This window comes from Micromonospora sp. CNZ322, assembly GCF_007827755.1.
In genome coordinates this window covers 169,457-186,856 of the sequence record NZ_VITD01000009.1, presented here as the reverse complement: position 1 = coordinate 186,856, position 17,400 = coordinate 169,457, and the positions used below count along the sequence as shown (strand labels likewise).

10 protein-coding genes are annotated in these 17,400 nt (G+C 67.4%); 7 read left to right on the top strand and 3 right to left on the bottom strand.

Annotated elements, in window-relative coordinates; all coding sequences use genetic code 11:
- The first annotated feature begins 10 nt into the window (after nucleotides 1-10).
- From FB453_RS21880 to FB453_RS21860, 5 genes are all read left to right on the top strand, one after another.
- The gene (locus tag FB453_RS21880; protein ID WP_145792955.1) at nucleotides 11-931 is read left to right on the top strand and encodes a carbohydrate ABC transporter permease; all 921 of its coding nucleotides are present in this window, start codon (nucleotides 11-13) and stop codon (nucleotides 929-931) included.
- Between the two features lie 4 nt (nucleotides 932-935).
- Nucleotides 936-1,850, top strand: a complete 915-nt coding sequence (locus FB453_RS21875; RefSeq protein WP_112602229.1) for a carbohydrate ABC transporter permease — start codon at nucleotides 936-938, stop codon at nucleotides 1,848-1,850.
- Between the two features lie 2 nt (nucleotides 1,851-1,852).
- A complete protein-coding gene (locus FB453_RS21870; RefSeq protein WP_145792953.1) occupies nucleotides 1,853-3,778 on the top strand; it encodes a beta-L-arabinofuranosidase domain-containing protein in 1,926 nt (641 codons plus the stop codon).
- A 144-nt stretch (nucleotides 3,779-3,922) separates the two neighbouring features.
- Nucleotides 3,923-7,303, top strand: coding sequence for a beta-L-arabinofuranosidase domain-containing protein (locus FB453_RS21865; protein WP_145792950.1), 3,381 nt, complete (start codon nucleotides 3,923-3,925; stop codon nucleotides 7,301-7,303).
- A 305-nt stretch (nucleotides 7,304-7,608) separates the two neighbouring features.
- Nucleotides 7,609-8,637, top strand: a complete 1,029-nt coding sequence (locus FB453_RS21860; protein ID WP_112602226.1) for a LacI family DNA-binding transcriptional regulator — start codon at nucleotides 7,609-7,611, stop codon at nucleotides 8,635-8,637.
- Nucleotides 8,638-8,725: 88 nt separating this feature from the next.
- On the opposite strand, the gene FB453_RS21855 is transcribed toward FB453_RS21860, so the two are convergent.
- Nucleotides 8,726-9,799, bottom strand: coding sequence for a cellulose-binding domain-containing protein (locus tag FB453_RS21855; protein ID WP_145792948.1), 1,074 nt, complete (start codon nucleotides 9,797-9,799; stop codon nucleotides 8,726-8,728).
- Between the two features lie 133 nt (nucleotides 9,800-9,932).
- On the opposite strand from FB453_RS21855, the gene FB453_RS21850 reads away from it, so the two are divergent.
- Together FB453_RS21850 and FB453_RS21845 are read left to right on the top strand one after the other, a co-directional pair.
- Nucleotides 9,933-10,274, top strand: a complete 342-nt coding sequence (locus tag FB453_RS21850) for a hypothetical protein (RefSeq protein WP_145792946.1) — start codon at nucleotides 9,933-9,935, stop codon at nucleotides 10,272-10,274.
- The gene (locus FB453_RS21845; RefSeq protein ID WP_145792944.1) at nucleotides 10,271-11,782 is read left to right on the top strand and encodes a family 43 glycosylhydrolase; all 1,512 of its coding nucleotides are present in this window, start codon (nucleotides 10,271-10,273) and stop codon (nucleotides 11,780-11,782) included. The genes FB453_RS21850 and FB453_RS21845 overlap by 4 nt, the downstream gene beginning before the upstream one ends.
- Before the next feature lie 214 nt (nucleotides 11,783-11,996).
- Here the strand turns inward: FB453_RS21845 and FB453_RS34980 are convergent, their stop codons facing one another.
- Complete coding sequence (locus FB453_RS34980; RefSeq protein WP_486480369.1) at nucleotides 11,997-13,931, bottom strand: Ig domain-containing protein; 1,935 nt, start codon at nucleotides 13,929-13,931, stop codon at nucleotides 11,997-11,999.
- A 116-nt stretch (nucleotides 13,932-14,047) separates the two neighbouring features.
- A complete protein-coding gene (locus tag FB453_RS21835) occupies nucleotides 14,048-17,356 on the bottom strand; it encodes a discoidin domain-containing protein (RefSeq protein WP_145792942.1) in 3,309 nt (1,102 codons plus the stop codon).
- Between the last annotated feature and the right edge of the window lie 44 nt (nucleotides 17,357-17,400).

Below are 17,400 nucleotides of genomic sequence, written 5' to 3'. Positions count from 1 at the left end.
AGGGGCTCCGATGAGCGTCACCGCACCCTTCCGCCCGCCCCCCGAACCGGCGATACGCGGCCGCGCCCGCCCGCGCGCCCGGCAGGCCCTGCTCGGTTGGATCTATGCGACGCCGACCGCGGTCTTCGTCGTGCTGCTGTTCGCTGTGCCGCTGTTGCTGGTCATCAAGATGTCGGTGTCGAGGTGGCCGCTGCTGACCGGCGACCAGGGCATCAATGCGCCGGACAACTTCGTGAAGGCGATCAACCACCGCTTCTTCACCGACTCGGTGGTGTTCACCGTCAAGTACACGGTGCTCGCGACCGTGCTGCTGCTCGCGCTCGGCCTGGGACTGGCCCTGCTCGTGCAGGAGTCGAGCCGGTGGAACAACCTGCTCCGAGCCTCGCTCCTGATTCCCAGCGCCCTGGGGCTGGCGTCGGCGTCCCTGCTGTTCTACGTCCTCTACTCGCCGTACGCGAGCCCGCTGGCGCCGCTGATGGACCATCTGGGCTTTACGTTCCTCGGCTCACCGAACTGGGCGCTGCTGTCGACCACCTTCCTCATCGTCTGGCGCTACGCCGGCTTCTACATGGTTCTCATGCTCGTCGGCTTGCAGGGCATACCGGCCGACGTGTTCGAGGCCGCCCGCTCGGACGGCGCCAGTCGCTGGCAGACCTTCCGAATGATCACTCTGCCGTTGCTGCGCCCGACGCTGGCGCTGACCACCGTGCTCTGTGTCACCGGCTCGCTGCTCGCCTTCGAGCAGTTCTACATCCTGACGAAGGGTGGCCCGGACAACAGCACGATCACCGTTGTCCAACTCATCTACATGGTGGCCTTCCAGGGGCAGAACGACCTTGGCGTGGCGGCGGCCCTGTCCGTCATCGTGCTGCTGGCCCTGATTCTCGTCAACGCGCTGCAACTGCGCGTCTTCCGGTCCGAGGAGAGCTGAGCCGATGGCCGTCCTTTCCCGATCCAGCTCCGCATCGGCCGGGGCGCCGTCGTCTCCCGGTCGGAGACCGGCCGGTCGGTCCAGATCAGCTGGCGTCACGGTCGCCGGCATCGCGCTGCGAACGCCTTACTGGGTCTTTACCGGCGCGCTCGCGTTGATCTTCCTGGCGCCGCTGGCCTGGACGGCGGTGGCATCAGTCGCCCCGCACGCGGGCACCAACCAGGTGAACGGCTGGGGGTTCGGCAACTACGAGACGCTGGCCAACTATCAGGCCGGCATCTGGCGCTACCTCGGCAACTCGGCGATCGTCTCACTTCTCACGGTCGTCCTGACGCTGCTGACCTCGATGCTCGGCGGGTACGCGTTCGCCCGGTTCCGGTTCCCGGGCCGCAACATCCTGTTCCTGCTCACGCTCGCAATTCTGATGGTCCCGTACGCGACGCTGCTGATTCCGCTCTACGTGCTGCTCAACCAGGTGGGGTTGCAGAACTCCCTGATCGGGGTGGCCCTGGTGCTCACCATGTTCCAGCTGCCGTTCTCCACGTTCCTGATGCGCATCTCCTTCGAAGCGGTGCCGCGCCAACTCGACGAGGCCGCGATGGTGGACGGCTGTTCGCCGTTCGGTGCGTTGTGGCGCGTGCTGCTGCCGGCGGTGAAGCCGGGCCTCATCACCGTCGGACTGTTCGCCTTCCTCACCGCCTGGAACGACTTCATGGCTCCGCTGATCCTCATCAACGACACAGAGCGCATGACGCTCCCGCTCGCGGTGTCGAATCTGCGCGGCCAGGTCCAAGGTGTCGTCGACTACGGAGCGACCGAGGCGGGCGTCGTCGTCCTCGCCCTGCCGTGCGTCGTCCTGTTCCTGCTACTCCAACGACACTATGTGCGGGGCTTCATGTCCGGCGCGCTGAAGGGATGAGAATGAGCGGCATCGCACCTACCGCCGCCCCTGTCCTGCCGATCCGCGGTCGGTTCCGCCCGCTCGGGTTACCCGAGGTGCGCGTCACGGGTGGATTCTGGGCCGAGCGTCAATCGATCAACGCTGCGGCAACCCTGCCGCACATCGAGCACTGGCTTGAGCGGGCGGGCTGGCTCCGCAACTTCGACCTCGCCGTTCACGGCGACCTTGCCCGCGACCGCCGCGGACGCGAGTTCTCCGACTCAGAGGTCTACAAGTTTCTGGAGGCGGCCGCGTGGGAGATCGGCCGGAGCGGGAACGCGGACCTCGAGTCGAGATTTCGCGCCGTGGTGCGACGGGTGGCCGCGGCACAGCAGCCCGACGGCTACCTCAACACCAGGTTCGGGGGGCCGGGACAGGCGCCGCGCTGGTCCGACCTGGAGTGGGGCCATGAGCTCTACTGCGTTGGCCACCTCCTGCAGGCCGCTGTCGCCCGCTCCCGGACCCGGCCAGGCGCTGACGACGGGCTGCTCGACATCGCGCGCCGCGCGGCCGACAACGTGTGTGAGACGTTCGGACCGGACGGCCTGGACGGCCTCTGCGGGCACCCGGAAATCGAGCCGGCGCTTGTCGAGTTCGCGCGGGTCACCGGCGACGACCGTTACCTGACCCAAGCTGCTCTCTTCGTTGACCGGCGGGGCCATGGCCGGCTCAGCGATGTGGAGTTCGGCCGGGAGTACTTCCAGGACGAGCTTCCCGTCCGGCAGGCGACGGTGCTGCGGGGACATGCGGTTCGGGCAAACTACCTAGCCGCAGGGGCCGTCGACGTTGCAGTGGAGCTGAAGGAGACCAGCCTGCTGGATGCGATCCGCATCCAGTGGAGGAACGCGGTGGCCCGGCGCACCTACCTCACCGGCGGGCAGGGTTCTCGCCACCAGGACGAGGCGTTCGGTGGGGACTGGGTGCTGCCGCCCGATCGCGCCTACTCTGAGACCTGCTCCGGTGTCGGGTCGGTGATGCTCGCGTGGCGGCTGCTGCTCGCCGACGGCGATCCAGAGTATGCCGATCTCATCGAGCGGACCCTGTTCAACGTGGTCGCCACCTCGCCATCGGCTGATGGGCGCAGCTTCTTCTACACCAACACCCTGCACCGCCGGGAACTCGGCACCCAACCGGACGCAGACCGACCGAGCCTGCGCGCTGCGGCATCGTTGCGGGCGCCCTGGTTCGAGGTTTCCTGCTGCCCGACCAACGTCGCCCGCACCATGGCCAGTTTGACCGCGTACGTGGCCACGGCCGACGACGACGGACTGCAGCTGCACCAGTACCTGTCGGGCACCGTCGCGCACCGCCTCGCCGACGGGCGTGAGTTGTGCGTGACCATCACCACCGATTACCCGCACGACGGGCGGATCCAGGTGCGAATCGACAGCGATGACGACCGCCCGTGGTCGCTGTCGGTGCGGGTGCCCGGCTGGGCGACCCGGGGGGCGACGGTGACCCTCTGCGGCGACACCCGACCGGTCGGCCCGGGGGTCGTCACCGAGCGACGGACCTGGCGACGCGGCGACGAGATGGTGCTGACCCTGCCGATGACGCCTCGGTTCACCTACCCGGACGCCCGGATCGACGCGATCCGCGGGTGTGTGGCAGTCGAACGTGGCCCCCTCGTGTTCGCCTTGGAATCCGTGGACGTCCCGGGCGTGGAGACCGTCGACGAACTCCGCGTCGATACCCGCCGGCCGCCCCGCCTGGTCGACGGCAGGGTCACCGTGACGTGCCGACGGGTGCGGGCCCGGGAGCACGGATGGCCCTACCGGGCTGACGAGGCCGGGGCAGCGCCGGTGCCCGGCGACGAGCTCGACGAGGTGTCGCTGGTGGAGTACCACGCCTGGGCCAATCGGGGGCCTTCGACGATGCGCGTCTGGCTCGCCGAAGCCGCCGAGTAGCGGAGAGTCGGGCACCTGTCCGCAGCAGTGTTAGCGCGATCGCCGCCGTGCCGGTGGCTGACGAGTTGATCCGACCCGCACGGGCCGGGCGACGACCGGGCGGCCGGACTGTCCGTACGTACCCCACAGGAAGGACGATCCCAAGTGGCGCAATCCAACCCGCTTCCGGTCAGTCGACGCCGCCTACTCCAGGCGTCCGCCATCGGTGCCGCCGCGACGGTCACCGCCGGCGCCCTCCCGGCGACCTCCGCCCAGGCCGGCGCGACAACCGGCCGGACCCTCACTGGCGTGGGTCCGAACGAGCTGGGCCCTGGGGCCACCGCCCCGGTGCGACCGTTCCGGTTGCGTGACGTGACGCTGGGCGACAGCTTGTTTCAGGAGAAGCGCGACCGCGTGAAGAACTACCTTCGGCAGCTCGACGAGCGGCGTTTCCTGGTGTTGTTCAACAACCAGGCCGGTCGGCCGAACCCACCCGGGGTGTCCGTGCCCGGCGGCTGGGAGGACGGGGGGCTGCTCAGCGGCCACTGGGCCGGCCACCTCATGACGGCCCTGGCTCAGGGGTACGCCGACCAGGGAGAGCCGATCTTCAAGAGCAAGCTCGACTGGATGGTAGACGAACTCGCGGCGTGCCAGGCGGCGATCACCGCGCGGCTGAGTAGCGGCGGCCCGGGAGAAGACCCCGAACCGGAGGAGCCGCCGATCGGGCGGGTGCCGGGCCGATTCGGCAGCGGCCTACGCTTGAACGGCCCCAGCCGCGCCCAGCACGTGACCCTTCCCCAGGAAGCGATCAGCCAGCTCGCCGACTTCACCATCGCCTCCTGGGTGAATCTCGCCTCGACCCAGAGCTGGAGCCGGCTGTTCGACTTCGGCCAGAACACCACTGTCAACATGTTCCTGACCCCGCGCGCCGGAGTCACCGGCAACGTGCCGCGATTTGCGATCACGATCAGCGGTAGCGGTGGCGAGCAGCGGATCGATGGCAGCGCCGCGTTGCCGACGAACCAGTGGGTGCACCTGGCTGTCACCCTCACCCAGCACACCGGCACGCTGTACGTGAACGGTCAGCAGGCGGGCCAGAACACGACCATGACTCTCAGCCCGGCAAGCCTCGGGAACCCCGGCAACCGGTGGATCGGGCGTTCGCAGTACGGCGACGCGTACCTGGACGCGACCGTCGACGAGTTCCACATCTTCGATCGGGCGCTGACCGGGCCGGAGATCCGGTCGCTGCTGGACTCGGCGGCCGGAAGCACCGGCGGCGGCTCGATCGCATGGTACCGGTTCGAGGAGGAGGGCGGTTCGACGGTCAGGGACTCCTCGCCCAACGGCCGGGACGGCGGCATCGTGGCGAGCCAGAGCGGCGGGAGCGCACTCTGGATCCCGACGCACCCGGGCTACCTGGGCGCGATTCCGGAAGATGCGGTCCTCCGCCTCGGCCCGCCGAGGTGGGCCGTCTACGGTGGTGACCTGACCACCAACACCTGGGCACCGTGGTACACGCAACACAAGATCATGCGTGGCCTGCTCGATGCCTACGAGCACACCGGCAACCAGAAGGCCCGGGACGTGGTGGTCAAGATGGCGGACTGGGCGCATCTCGCACTGACCGTCGGTGACAAGAACCACCCCGCGTACTCGGGTCCGATCACCCGGGACAACCTGAACTACATGTGGGACCTCTACATCGCCGGGGAGACCGGGGGCGCGAACGAGGTGTTCCCCGAGATCTACGCGTTCACCGGCGACGACAGGCACCTGGAGAACGCGAAGTGCTTCGACAACCGCGAATCACTCTTCGACGCCTGCGTCGAGAACCGCGACATCCTCGTCACGACGCCGCAGACCAGGCCCGGCCGTCGCCGTCCGGACCGTCTGCACGCCAACTCACACGTGCCACAGTTCGTCGGCTACCTGCGCGTCTACGAGCACAGCGGTGACAGGGAGTACTTCCAGGCCGCCAGCAACTTCTTCGGCATGGTCGTGCCGGAGAGGACGTACGTCAACGGGGGGACCGGCGGCAACTACCCAGGTTCCAACAACAACACCGAGTTGTTCCAGAACCGGGGCAACATCGCGAACTCGATCGCCCAGGGCGGCGCCGAGACGTGTACGACCTACAACCTGCTCAAACTGGCGCGGAACCTGTTCTTCCACGAGCACGACCCGGCGTACCTGGACTACTACGAGCGAGGCCTGCTGAACCAGATCCTCGGCTCGCGCGCCGACAACGCGGACGTCAGCAGCCCGCAGGTCACCTATTTCCAGCCGCTGACACCGGGGGCCACCCGCAGCTACGGCAACATCGGCACCTGCTGCGGCGGGACGGGTCTAGAGAACCACACCAAGTATCAGGAAACCATCTACTTCAAGTCCGCAGACGGCGGGACGCTCTGGGTGAACCTGTACGTAGCGTCCACGCTGACCTGGGCCGAAAAGGGCTTCACCATTACCCAGGACACCAGCTACCCGCGCGCCGACCACACCATGCTGACCGTCGACGGCAGCGGCCAGCTCGACATCAAACTGCGAGTGCCGGGCTGGGTGCGCAAGGGCTTCCTCGTCACGATCAACGGCGCTCCCCAGAGCGTCGACGCCCGGCCCGGTAGCTACCTGACGCTGAGCCGGACCTGGCGGCCGGGCGACACCGTCGAGATCCGGATGCCCTTCAGCCTCCGGATCGAGCGGGCACCGGATCGCCCCGACACGCAATCGATCTTCTGGGGGCCAATCCTGCTGCAGATCCTGGGCAACCCCGGCGTCGGCAACTATCGCGAACTGTCCCTGTACCGCCACCTCAAGCGCGACGGGGACTACTCGCACGCGGCGATCACCCGCGCGAGCACCACGGCAACGGGTGACCCGCTCTTCACCACGCATGGCCTCACCCTGCGTCCCTACCACATTGCTGACACGCAGGCCGCCTCGTCGTACTTCCGGCGGGTCGAGCCGACGATCGTGTTCGGCTCCATCGACACCGGCGTGCCCAACCGCAAGCGCAACGACGGCCTTCCGCACTACGACATCCCGGTGACAGGCGTGCCCTCGCCCGGCACCGATGGCCCGGCCTTCCTTGATCTGGTCTGGGACCAGGCGCCCTTCGCCACACACGGTGCGTTCGTGTCGACGGTCACCCGAACCGCGGAGACGTTCGTCGAAGCGGGCGTCTTCACCAGGGCGGAGAAGGATCGCATCGTTGGTTACGCGGCCCAGTCGAACAGGGAACTCCAGCCGGCGCCGCGGTGGGAGGTCGAGGTCCAGGCCCGCACGCAGCGCATCGGCAGCAACGCATACGTCTCCGTCACCGCCCGCAATGCCGACACCGTGCCGCTGACCATCGAGCTGGTCACGCCGTACGGCTCGCGGACGGTCCCCGGCGTCGCTCCGGGGGCTGCCGCCTACCAGGCATTTCCCACCCGTAGAGCCGCGATCGCGGCCGGCACCGCGATCGTGCGGATCACCGGAACCGTCGATGGCGCCGAGGTGACCACGCAGATCGACACCGGCTACTTCGCAGTCGGCAGTTAGCTCCCGGTTGGTGGCGGCGCCCCGTCCGGCGCCGTCACCCCGGCGTGGCGGCGTCCGCTTTCGAGGCGTTTCGAACGGTGGTTCGGTAGCGGACTTCCCAGCACGAGCCGACGTGACGCTTCCCTGTAGTGTTCCAGGTTGGGCGGCAGGTACAAGGAGGTTCTGCCGGGCCGCGAGGGGCGGGAAACCGCGCCGAAACCGGTTTTCGAAAGCTGCCCGTGCGGGGTGCTCGTCGAAGATCTGCCGAGGCGCCCTGTCGCCGCGCACCACACCTGTGCCTGGTCGCTGGGAGGAGCAAGCACGCCATGACCACGGAGCCTGAGATCCACGCCAACCGGACACCCACGCTCACCGACGTCGCCAAGCTTGCCGGCGTGTCGGTCGCGACCGCGTCGAAGGCCATCAACGGGCGCAGTGAGGTCAGAGCCACCACCAGGGTCCGGGTGCTGGAGGCTGCGGAGTTGCTGTCCTTCGCGCCGAACGCCCTCGCCCGTGGCCTGCTCAGTGGTCGGACCGGGACCGTCGGTCTGCTGACCAGCGATCTGGAGGGGCGCTTCTCGATTCCCATCCTGATGGGCGCGGAGGACGCCTTCGGCGCTGGCCAGGTCTCGGTCTTCCTGTGCGACGCGCGTGGCGACGCGATCAGGGAGCAGCATCACGTACGGGCGCTGTTGTCGCGGCGCGTCGATGGGCTGATCGTCGTCGGCTCCCGGACCGACCCTCGCCCGCCGCTGGCCGGCAACATCCCGGTACCGGTCGTCTACGTGTACGCCCCCTCCGCGGACCCGAGCGATGTCTCGATCACCGTCGACAACGTGGGCGGTGGGCGACTCGCCATCGACCACCTGCTCTCCTGCGGGCGGCGCAACATCGCCCACATCACCGGTGAAATCGGCTTCCAGGCGGCACGGGACCGCGCCGAGGGAGCGGCGGCGGCACTCGCCGACGCCGGCCTGAGCCTGGTCGGCGATCGACCCTACTTCGGGTCGTGGGACGAGTCCTGGGGGCGGGCCGCCGCGCACATGGTCGTCGAACGGCACGCCGAGGTCGATGCCATCTTCTGCGGCAGCGACCAGATCGCCCGAGGCGTCCTGGACGCGCTGCGTGATCTGGGACGGGACGTGCCAGGGGCGCTCTCCGTGATCGGCTTCGACAACTGGGAGGCCATCTCGGCGGACTCCCGCCCGCGCCTGACCAGCATCGACATGAACCTCCAGCGCCTTGGCGCCGTAGCTGGTCAGCGGCTCTTCGAGGCCATCAGCGGCGCTGAGTCCCGGTCGGAGGAGTTCTCCGGTCGCCTCGTCATGCGCGAGTCGACCCTGCCGCAGCGTTGAGTGGCCGGTCTTTGCGGCCACGTCGAGCAGGCCGACGCTGAGGCTGGTCCGGCCGCGGTGGGCCGGACCAGCCGATGGGGTTCGAAGTTCAGGACAGGAAACTGGCGTACGGACCGGACAGGATCCGGCTCTTCTGCGCCTGACTGAAGTGTGTGTTCGGGTAGTTGTAGAACGAGGCGGACATCGGGGTGCCGTCGGTGGAGGTCGAGTCCGGCAGCCCGAGAGCGTGTCCGAGTTCATGGACCATGCCGCCGTACCAGCGGTTCATCGGGCCGTTGACGCCGGCGGCGCCGTCGGCGTCGTGCTGGCAGAGGATCACCCAGCCGTTCCCGCCGCCACCACCGGCGCCTGGGCCCTCGGCACTGATCTCGCCCACGTTGAGCCAACGGTTGTCGGGGTTACGTAGGTTGAGCTTGCGGATGAGTTCCTGTTGCATGTTGAACACCGACCACCAGTAGCGGTCCGGACCGTTGGGGGTGTTCTCGTACCAGGACTTGACGTGGTCGCCGTTGACGACCTCCACCACCGGGCTGTTGAGAGTGAACGTCTTGCCCAGTTCCTGGCGGTAGTACCGTTGTGCCTCGCGCATCACGGTGGCGATGCCGTCCGGCCACCGCTGGTCGAACGCCACATCGGACGGCTTGAGCCAGTAGACCCGGACTGTGCGGGGCAGCGGTGCCACGGTGGGAGCCACCGTCGGGGGCGGGGTCGTCGGACCGGCGGTGGGGGTCGGCGTCGTGCTGCCGGTGCAGGTGACGCCATTGAGGGTGAAGCTGCCCGGCACCGGGTTGCCGGCGCTGTTCGAGCTGCCGTTGAACCCGAATGAGGCGCTGCCGCCGGTGGCCAGACTGCCGTTGTAGGAGGCGTTCGTCGCGGTCACGGTCACCCCGTTCTGGGTCACCGTGGCGTTCCATGCCTGGGTGACTGTCTGCCCGGAGTCGAACGCCCAGCGCAGCGTCCAGCCAGTCAGCGGATCGCCCAGGTTGGTGATCCGGACGTTCGCACCGAACCCACCCGCCCACTGGGAACTGACTGTGTATGCGACCCGGCAGCCCGTCGCAGCCGCATGGCCGGTGCCGGCGGTCAGGACAGCCGCCCAGGTGAGACTCATCGCAAGAGCTGCGGCCGCGAGCCGGAACAGAGTTCGTGGTTGATGTGCCATCAGCCATCTCCTTGTCTGTGTCGTAGTAGCCGAGCCGGCAGCCGGCAGTAGCGGCTTGTACGCCCGGTGGTCGCGCCCTTCAGTGCCATCCGCCGCGCGGCCCGCCGAATGTTCGGGCAGAGGGCAGGCGTCGATGTTGGAACTGGCCGGAAAGGCAGAGCCATCCATTGCTGCCGATGCGTTCAGTGGTTACCCTGAGACCCGAAAAGGGTTTCGTCAAGGTGTTGGCCGTTGCGTGGAGATTCCGGGATTCGCAGGGTTGGCGAAGTGTCGGCGGTGGCCAGCGCTCACGGTGACCTTTGCCGGGGTGTGGCTGCTGGCCCTTGTCGTCGGTCATGAGCTGCGCCGCTGGCGCTCGACCTGGTTGGCGGTTGCGGCCACGGCACCGGTGATTGCCGAAAAGGTTTTCGTAGGGAAGGCTGGCGGGCGCATCGCTGATTCCGGAACCGTCCCCACCGGAGGTCGCAACACATGAAGCGTTCCCGCAAGTCCGCCCTGTTCGCAGTGCCGATCCTGGTCGCGACCATGCTGATCGTCCCGCAGCACGCCGCAGCCGCGATTGCCGCCTTCGCCACCACGCTGGTCAACTCCAACGGTGGTAACTGTCTGGCCCTGCCTGGCGGCGACACCGCCAACGCGGTGCAAATCACCCAGCAGGTCTGCAGCACCGCCGCGTACCAGCGAGTCACCTTCACCCCGGTGTCCGGCACCACCGACACCTACACCGTCGCGACGTCGACCGCGGGCAAGTGCGTCGACGTCAACGGCGCCTCGACAGCCGACAATGCCGCGATCATCCAATGGACCTGCCACAGCAATCCCAACCAGCGCTGGCGGCTCGTACCGGTCGCGGTCAGTGGCACCGACAAGACGTTCAACGTCGTGTCGGTCGGCTCTGGCAAGTGCCTCGTGCCCGCTGGTGGTTCTTCCTCCGCCAACTCCGGCCTGGTACAGCTGGCCTGTAGCACCGCCACCAGCCGGATCTGGCGTCTGGCCGGCTTCGTGACCGGCGGCGGCACGGCCAACACGTTCACCAATCCGATCAAGGCGCAGGGTCCGGACCCGTGGCTGACCTACTACAACGGCTACTACTACCTGGCCACGACGACCTGGAACCGCACCATCACGATGCGCAAGGCCACCACGCTGCGTGGGCTGGCCACCGCCACCGACCAGGTGATTTTCAACCTGACCAATCCGAACGGCGCAGGCACCATGTGGGCACCCGAATTCTTCCTGCTCAACGGGCCGAACGGGCCACGGTGGTACTTCTACTACACCGCCGGCCGCGAGCCGTTCAACTTGGGCACCCAACGCATCCACGTGCTCGAGAGCGCCGGTACGGACCCGATGGGCCCGTACACGTTCAAGGCCTCCATGCTCGACCCGACCGCGGACAACACCTGGGAGCTTGACGCGAGCATCCTGCAGCTCAACGGGCAGCTGTATCTGTTGGGTACGTTCTACAACGGTTCCCAGCCGATGTTCATCCGCCCGCTGAGCAATCCGTGGACGGCCAGCGGCACCCGGCGCATCCTGTCCACGCCGACCTACAGCTGGGAGACCGTCGGGGGCGGCGTGAACGAGGGCGCGGAGGTCCTGCAGCGCAATGGCAAGACCTTCATTGTCTACTCGGCGAGCCACTGCTCCACGCCCGACTACAAGCTGGGCATGCTCACCTACAACGGCACGGGCGATCCATTGTTGTCCTCGTCCTGGACGAAGTCACCCAACCCGGTGTTCCAGCGCTCGAACGCCAACGGTGTCTACGGGCCGGGCCACAACGGGTTCTTCAAGTCGCCGGACGGCACGGAGGACTGGATGGTCTATCACGCCAACAGTTCGGCGTCGGCCGGCTGTGACATCAACCGCTCCACCCGCGCCCAGAAGTTCACCTGGAACGCCGACGGCACGCCGAACTTCGGCGTGCCGGTCGCGACCGGAGTCACGCTGACCGCCCCCTCGGGCGAGCCTGTCTCCTGACCAGCGGCGCCCGCTCTCGCCGGGGCGAGAGCGGGCGCCCAGTCGTGCCGGGGGTTGGCCTGCCGCGGTCGGCAGGCCAACCCGGATCCGAGACTGCATGCCAGGCGGGTAGCCATTACCCCTTGTCGGTGGCCGAGGGCGACTGACAGCCGCCCCGGCCACCGGGTCGACGAGCGAGGCGCCGGGTTGGCGGAACCGGACGTCGGCACGACCGTCAGCTGAAGGCCTTGACCTCCAGCAAGCCGGTGGAGAGGTTCGGTGCGCTCTGCAGCAGGACGCGCAGCCGGGTGGTGCTGACCGGGGGGAAGGTGACGATGTTGTACTGGTTGGCCACGGTCGGATACCCAGTGGCGCCCGGCACGTCGACGTAGGCGCTGCCGTTCCAGAACTGCAGCCGCCAGGAGGCCGGTAGGCCGACGCCCTCGCCGTCGGCGAAGAAGTACACCTGCGATCGACTGATCGTCTGAGCCGACGGCCACGTCAGCTCAGCCCACTGCTGGCCCTGCTGCGGCCAGGTTCCCCAGCGGTTTCCCTGATTCGGGGCGCCGGTATTGGAACTTGCCGGATCGCCCCCGGTGTTGATCGCCGCGCAGCTCTCCCAGGATGACGTGAAGGAGCACGACGGGCTGGCGTTGAGGGCGAGGTTTCCGCTGCCGTTGCCGTTGCCGACCGTGAACTGGAACGTACGGGTCACCGGCGCGCTCTGGCTGTCGTAGTCGCGCAGTTCCACTGTGAACGCGTACGTTCCGGTCGTGCTCGGAGTTCCGCTCAGCGTGCCGGTGAAGCGGTCGAGAGTGAGACCGGCCGGCAGCGCGCCCCCGGTGACCCGCCAGTCGTAGAACGCCACGCCGCCCTTGGCCGTCAGCTTGTGCTGGTACGCCTGGCCGGTCGGTGCGTTGGGCAGACTGGTCGTCACGATCGAGGGGGTCAGGAACGGGGTGAGGTTGCGGTTCAGCGGCCAGCCGGCGTTCTCGGCGACCAGCAGCGCCAGTTTGGTCAGCATCCACCGTCGGGTCGGGAACAAATGGTTCCAACCGCCGCTCTGGCCGCTGAGCCGGTCCCAGTACGGGGACGTGCCCGGGATGTGGTAGCTGCTGTCCAGCGCCACGGCGCGGCCCTGGTACGCGGTGACCTCCGCGTCGTTGACGCCGCCGGTGGTGACGAAGTTGCGCATGCCGGCCCAGTCGCTGTGGTAGGCGACGGCGTGCCCGTACTCGTGCATGACCAGTCCGTGCACGTCGAGCACCGATCCAGCGATCTCGGTCCTGTACCAGTCCTCGTCCGCCAGCGAGGTGAACAGTTGCTTGCCGGCCTCGTCGTACTCGAAGATCATCGCGGTGGAACGATGGATCGGACCGGGCAGTTGCTGGCCGTTGCGGGTGTGGTAGCGGCCGTTGTTGGCGGGGTAGCCGGTGGAGTAGGGGGTCTGGATTCCCCGGAAGTACACCCACATGCCGTTGTAGGCGGCGTTGTTGGTGACGTTGATGCTGTTCTGCCAGTCGTTGCCGGGCAGGTGGTTGGTCTCCGCCCCGACGGCCACCGTGTCGAACGGCTGCAGGTTGAAGAACCGGTACCAGTCCTTGACGCCTTCCTCGGCGGCGGTACGGAATGCCGGGTTGGTGAAGTACCCGGTGATGTTGTCGTAGCGGTAGTCGAAGTTGATCGGGATGGTCGGCTCGATGGCGGTCTTCTGGTCCTGCTGCACCCGGATCGGCATGGTCTGGGTGTAGGTCGTGTTGTTGCCGGCCCGCACGCTGAGCCGCAGGGTGTGGAGCTCGTCCTGGCCTGCGGCGCGTTTGGAATGGATCGCCAACTTGAAGGTCTTCTGCTCGGACGAGTTGGCGAAGGTCAACCGTTTCGTGGCGCCGGTGGCGGTCAGTTGGCTGGGCAGGTCCATCATCAGCCGGGAGGTACCCTCGGCCTTGAGGTCGATGGTCACCGGGAACGGGACGTCCGTCGGGGGTCGCACGGTCAGTTCGATGTACGGGTTGGCCAGGTAGCCTTCCCAGTCGACAAGTTGGACGCCGTAGCCGTTGATGGTCCTGCCGAACCGGTCGACGACCGTCGCGGTGCCGGCGGCCCGTGCTGGCGCGGCGGTGAGCAGGGTGGCGAGCAGCGCGAGCACTACCGCGGTGGTGAAGCGTTTCACGTCGTTACCTCAGTTCTTGATGTCGGTGACACCTTCGATGAAGTAGCGCTGCGGGAAGAGTCGCAGCGCGGGGGTGGACCAGCCATGCGGCTGACCACCCCCACGTCCAGGGCGGACTACCCGAAGGCCTTGACCTCCAGCAGTCCGACGGAGTTGGTCCCGCTGGTGAGCGCGACCCGGAGCCGCGTGGTGCTGATCGCCGGGAAGGTGACGGTGTTGTACTGGTTGATCACGGTCGGATATCCGCTTGCCCCCGGCACGTCGACGTAGCCGCTGCCGTTCCAGTACTGCAGCTTCCAGGACGCGGGCAGCCGTACGCCGTCGTTGTCGTCGAAGAAGTAGACCTGTGCCGACCGGAGTGTCTGGGCTGCCGACCACCCCAGCTCCCCCCACTGCTGGCCGGTGTTGGGCCAGGTGCCCCAGCGGGGGTTGACGGTGTCGTTGGACGACGGCGGATCGACGCCGTCGTTGAGGGCGTTGACACTTTCCCAGCTCGAGGTGTAGGACGCCGACGGCGTCGCCGTGAGGGCGAGGTTACCGCTCGGTCCCGGATCGGGCGGTACAGTGCCGCCGCGGTTGTAGATTTTCACCTCGGTGAGTCCGGTCTTGAACCCGGACGCGTGGGTGACCTGGATGCGCAGCCGTTGGGTGTTGACCGCGGTGAAGTTGACCCGGTTGTAGTTCGCCTGCGGAGCCGCCGGCGATTTGACCTGCGCGGCCGCGTTGATCCAGGCGCTGCCGTTCCAGTACTGCACGGTGTAGGACGTCGGCGCCCGGTACCGGTTGGTCGCCCGGTCGTTGCGGAAGTACACGCGGGCTTCGTCGACCGCCCGGTTCTGGCCGAAGTTGACCTCGTACCAGTCGGTGGCGTTGGGCGATCCGTAGCTGCCCCACAGTGGTTCGTTGATGGGGAAGCCGTCGACCGCCGCCCCGGTGGAGGTGCCGCTCGCGGTGTACGACGCCGACACCGCCGCGCCCTGGGCCAGGTTGGCGGTGGTGCTGGTCAGGTCGGCGCCCGCCTTGGCGAACATGTCGACGATGCGCGGGCTGTTCTGCACCACGTTCTGTGGCAACTGCGGGCCGGTCAGCGCGACGTTGTGGTTCACCACGCCTGATCCGCTCGGGAAGGTCACCGCTCCGGTGGCCGGGTTGTAGAGCACCCGGGTGAGCCGGTCGACGGTGAAGGCCCTGGTCCCGTTGACGTAGACCGAGTAGCCCTGCGGCACCCCGCTGTAGCGGGTCACCCCGTCGGCCGGGTCGTCCCAGACCACGCTCAGGTCGGTGTTGCGGTAGCGCAGGTTGTTGACCGCGAAGTGGGTCCAGTTGATGTTGATCGGGGACAACTCGATCTGGGCGTCGTTGCGTGGCCGCAGTCCGGCGACGTCTTCGATGACGGTCCAGTTGCTGCTGCCCAGGATGTTGTGGTGGATCCAGGACCGGTAGTCGATGTTCTTGGTGCCGTTGTTCCAGTCGGCCCAGAACTCGTTGGCGTCCGGCCACTGTGTGTTACCGCCGATGTACTGCGCCCAGGCGTTCCAGTAGAGCAGCTTCTTGTAGTCCTCGTTGTTCATCCACTGGTTCGGGTAGTTGCGCAGCACCGAGGAGTAGAGCCGGAACTGCACGGTCGAGTTGATGGTGGAGAAGTTGTTGCTGCCCGGTTGGCCGGCTGCGGCGGCTGCGGCCTTGTCCCGCTGGTTGGCGGTGAAGAACGGGAAGATGGGGTACTCGGCCGGGTCGGCGTACAGGCGCAGAGCCTCCCGGTACTGGGCGGTGTTCGGCATCAGGCCCACCGAGTACGGGTAGTAGTTGTTGATCTCTTTCCAGGGCACGTGGGTGTTGGTGGAGACGTGCTTGTGCTCCAGCAACTGCCGGGACGGGTTCCACAGCGTGTTGATCACGCCGTTGCGGATCTTGTCGGCGAGCGCCTGCATCTCGTTGGCCTTGGCCGTGTTGCCCAACATGGTGTAGGCCTGCACCGCCGCCATCGCGCCGCTGTAGACATAGGCCGATTCGGCCCGGTCGAGGTTGCCAGAGCGCCAGTGGAACGACACCGCGTCGGCGTCGTTGCCGGTCATCGCGCCCCAGTTGTATTCGATGACGCCGTTGTTGTTGGTGTCGTAGGTGGCCAACTGACCCTTGACGTCGCCTTCGGCGTACTTGGCGAGGTTGCCGGCGATCACCGGTTGTCCGCCGTGGATCTGATACGACCGCCACGCCGCCTCGGAGATGTACTGGGTGTAGCTGTTGGACCAGTTCTCCGGGTCACCGGGGTTGTCCATGAAGCGGCCGCCCTTCGACGACTGCCCGACCGACAGCCACGGCCCGTAGGAGTAGACCGGGTTGCGCAGGTACTTCAGGTCGTCGATGTGCATCGGCTGGGTCAACGCGATCGCGTTGTTGTAGCCGGTCACTCCCTCGATCGAGACCGGGAACTGGAAGTCCTGCCCGGGGATGTCGACGTCGAGGTAGTTGTAGCGCATCAGCCACCAGCGGTAGTAGATGTTCTTCTTGATCGCGGCGTCCGGCACGTCGATGTAGGGGATGTTTTCGGCCCACCAGCGGTTGTATTCGCGTACGTGGGTGCCGAACGCCGTCGCCGGCGAGTAATCCTTGTAGGCGTTGTACTCGGTCAGCGACTCCGGGATCTCGTTGGTGACGAAGCCCATCACCACCTTGGTCGCGACGGTCTGCCCGGCCGCGACGGTCACCGAGCGGTTCAGCCCACCGCTGCTGACGGTGAACCCGTCTCCGGAGAGCCGCGGGTAGATCGTGGTGAGGTTGTTCTTCACCTGCCGGCTGCCGGTCAGTTCGTTGCCGCTGCCGCTGGTCGCGTACGGGGAGGTGGCCCTCAGCTGCAACGTGGTCGCCGAACTGCCGTTGTTGACGATCGACAGGTTGGTGACCGCGGCATTGTTGTGCGTGATGAACTTCTGCATGTCGACCCGGACCGAGCCGCTGGTGTAGACGCCCTTCCAGTGGCTGGGGCTCTGCCAGCGGCCGCTGACCTGCTCGGCGAACGTACCGGGGGTGATGGCGACCGAGTAGGCGTTCTGGCTGCTGATGTTGTCCCAGTAGGCGACCTGGCCGCCGAAGCCGATCACCGAGGGGGTGTGCGTGGTCATGAACAGCCCTCGGCCGCGGGTCATCAGCCAGGTGCCGGCCGGGTCGTTGCCGGGCCGGCCGAGCAGGCGGTCCATCCAGAAATCGGTGCCGGCGCTCTCGGCGTTGTAGATGGACTGCATGGTGTTGCCGGTGCTGTAGCCGACCGGCGGCGTCGGAATCGACGGTCCGTTGAAGCTCGGGTAGCCGATGGGCTGCGCGGCCGTGGCGGGTGCCTCGGCCAGCACCAACAGGCTGCCGGTGGTCAGCAGGGCCGCGACGGCTGTCGCCAGCGGTCTGCGCCGGGGTAGGAGGGAGAGTCGCATCGTTCATCTCCTGGGGTCGGGACGGACGGGGGTGGGGTCGTGCG